The organism is Paenirhodobacter huangdaonensis, from assembly GCF_004022465.1.
GTDB lineage: Bacteria > Pseudomonadota > Alphaproteobacteria > Rhodobacterales > Rhodobacteraceae > Rhodobacter > Rhodobacter huangdaonensis.
The window spans coordinates 1-2920 of sequence record NZ_SAVA01000024.1; the positions used below are offsets into that span (position 1 = coordinate 1).

Annotated in this window: 3 protein-coding genes and 1 pseudogene; all 4 read left to right on the forward strand. The window is 67.3% G+C overall.

Annotation, left to right across the window (positions count from 1 at the left end; genetic code table 11):
- Positions 1 to 654 (forward strand): annotated as a pseudogene (locus tag EOW66_RS20115) (type III glutamate--ammonia ligase); the annotation flags it as partial.
- A 54-nt stretch (positions 655 to 708) separates the two neighbouring features.
- Positions 709 to 1959 (forward strand): sarcosine oxidase subunit beta family protein, encoded by a 1251-nt coding sequence (locus EOW66_RS20120; protein WP_128158072.1) that lies wholly within the window; start codon positions 709 to 711, stop codon positions 1957 to 1959.
- Positions 1960 to 2006: 47 nt separating this feature from the next.
- Entirely contained in the window at positions 2007 to 2297 is a 291-nt protein-coding gene (locus EOW66_RS20125; RefSeq protein ID WP_128158071.1) for a sarcosine oxidase subunit delta, read from the forward strand.
- A partial coding sequence (locus EOW66_RS20775; RefSeq protein WP_239017659.1) for a 2Fe-2S iron-sulfur cluster-binding protein occupies positions 2294 to 2920 on the forward strand: 627 nt, incomplete at its 3' end. The genes EOW66_RS20125 and EOW66_RS20775, both read left to right, overlap by 4 nt.

Here is a 2920-nt window from a genome sequence, read left to right on the forward strand (position 1 = left end):
CGCGCCACCTTCATGCCGAAGCCGATTCAGGGGCTGACCGGCAACGGCTGCCACGCCCATATCTCGGTGTGGGACAGCGCGACCGGCCGGAACGCCTTTGCCGATGACACGAAGGAGCTTGGCCTTTCCGACAGCGGCCGCGCCTTCCTCGGCGGCATCATGAAGCACGCCTCGGCGCTCGCTGTCATCACCAACCCGACGGTGAACAGCTACAAGCGGATCAACGCGCCGCGCACGCTCTCGGGCGCCACCTGGGCACCCAATACCGTGACCTGGACCGGCAACAACCGCACCCATATGGTGCGCGTGCCGGGGCCGGGTCGGTTCGAGCTGCGCCTGCCCGACGGGGCGGTGAACCCCTACCTCTTGCAGGCGGTGATCATCGCCGCGGGGCTCTCGGGGCTGAAGAGCAACGCCGATCCGGGCCCGCGCCACGACATCGACATGTATGCCGAGGGCCACAGGATCGAGGGTGCGCCGAAGCTGCCCCTGAACCTTCTGGACGCGATCCGCGCCTATGACGCGGACCCCGGCCTGAAGGCCGCCATGGGCGCGGAATTCTCGGCCGGATACCTCAAGCTCAAGATGCAGGAGTGGAACGCCTTCGTGAACCACTTCTCCCACTGGGAACGCGACAACACCCTCGATATCTGAACCATCCCCGCGCCCGGGAAAAACGGGCGCGTTTCCTCTACTCGGATGAACAAAATGCGCTTTTCCGGCTTTCGCGTCTTCAAAGAGGCCCTGACGGGGCATCATGGGTGGAAACCCCTGTGGCGCAATCCCGCGCCGCAGCCCGGCTATGACTATGTCATCGTCGGCGGTGGCGGGCACGGGCTTGCGACGGCCTATTACCTGGCCACCACCTTCCGTCAGGCGCGGATCGCGGTGCTCGAGCGCGGCTGGCTTGGCCAGGGCAATATCGGGCGCAACACCACGATCATCCGCTCGAACTATCTGCTGCCGGGCAACGAACCCTTCTACGAATTCTCGATGAAGCTCTGGGAAGGGCTCGAGCAGGCGTTCAACTTCAACGCCATGGTCAGCCAGCGCGGGATTTTGAACCTGATCCATTCGGACGGGCAGCGCGACGCCTATCGGCGGCGCGGCAACGCGATGCTGCTGGCCGGCGCGGATGCCGAGCTGCTCGACCGCGACGCGGTGCGGGCGATGTATCCCTGGCTCAATTTCGACAATGCCCGCTTCCCGATCAAGGGCGGGCTGTTGCAGCGCCGCGCCGGCACCGCGCGCCATGACGGCGTCGCCTGGGGCTATGCCCGCGGCGCCGATGCGGCCGGCGTCGATCTGATCCAGAATTGCGAAGTCACCGGCTTCCGCATCGAGAACGGCAAGATCCGCGGTCTCGAGACCTCGCGCGGCTATATCGGTGCGAAGACCGTGGGCGTCGCCGTCGCCGGCATGTCGGGCAAGGTGATGGCGCTGGCGGGAATGCGCCTGCCGATCGAGAGCCACGTGTTGCAGGCCTTCGTCAGCGAGGGGCTGAAGCCGGTGCTCGACGGCGTCATCACCTTCGGCGCCGGGCATTTCTATGTCAGCCAGTCGGACAAGGGCGGGCTGGTCTTCGGCGGCGACATCGACGGCTATAATTCCTATGCGCAGCGCGGCAACCTGCCGGTGATCGAGGACGTGGCCGAGGGCGGCATGGCGTTGATGCCGGCGATCGGCCGGGCACGGCTGTTGCGCGCCTGGGGCGGGATCATGGACATGTCGATGGACGGCAGCCCGATCATCGACCGCACCCCGGTCGAGGGGCTCTTCCTCAATGCCGGCTGGTGCTACGGCGGGTTCAAGGCGACGCCGGCCTCGGGCTATTGCTTTGCCCATCTGCTTGCCACCGGGGGCCCGCACGAGACCGCCACGGCCTATCGGCTCGATCGTTTCGCGCGCGGCGCGGTGATCGACGAGAAGGGCATGGGCGCCCAGCCGAACCTGCACTGAGCGCGTGCGAGACCCGCACCGGACATACCGAACCGAAGGCGAAAGACATGCTGATCCCCCATCCCCTTCTCGGCCCGCGCGACGCGCAGGAGTTCACCTATCTCGGCGATGCGTCGCTCTTGAACCGCCCCGACGGCAGGGCGGAGGGCGCGCTCGACGCCTTCAACCGCCATGTCTATCTGCGCGACAACCCGATGGGCGTGCACCGCGAGCTGTGGTTCCACGAGCAGGGCGACCGCAGCTGGCTGGTCGTCACCCGCAACACCGTGACCCATGAAATCCTCGGCGCCGAGCTTGCCCGCGATGTGGCGCTGGCGCAGAAGGGAGGGGCGAAATGAGCCGTCTTTCCGGTGGTCTCGTCGACCGTTCCGAACGCCTGAGCTTCACCTTCGACGGCAAGTCCTTCACCGGCCATCCGGGCGACACGCTCGCCTCGGCGCTCCTGGCAAATGACATCCGCCTGGTCGGGCGCTCGTTCAAGTATCACCGCCCGCGCGGCATCTTCGCGGCCGGTCCCGAGGAGCCGAATGCACTTGTCGAGCTGCGCGGCGGTGCCCGGCAGGAACCGAACACCCGTGCCACGGTGGCCGAGCTCTTCGACGGGCTCGAGGCGTGCAGCCAGAACCACGCGGGCAGCCTGCGCCACGACCTGCTCGCGGTGAATGACCTGTTCGCGCCGTTCTTCGCGGCGGGGTTCTATTACAAGACCTTCATGTGGCCGAAGGCGTTCTGGGAGAAGCTCTACGAGCCCGCGATCCGGCGCGCGGCGGGGCTTGGGCGGCTGTCGATGCGTCCCGACCCCGATGCCTATGACAAGGGCTTCCTGCATTGTGACCTGCTTGTCGTCGGCGCCGGCCCCGCGGGGCTTGCCGCGGCGCTGACCGCAGCGCGGGCCGGCGCGCGGGTGATCCTTGCCGACGAGGACTTCCGCCTCGGCGGCCGGCTGATGGCGGAGAGCCAC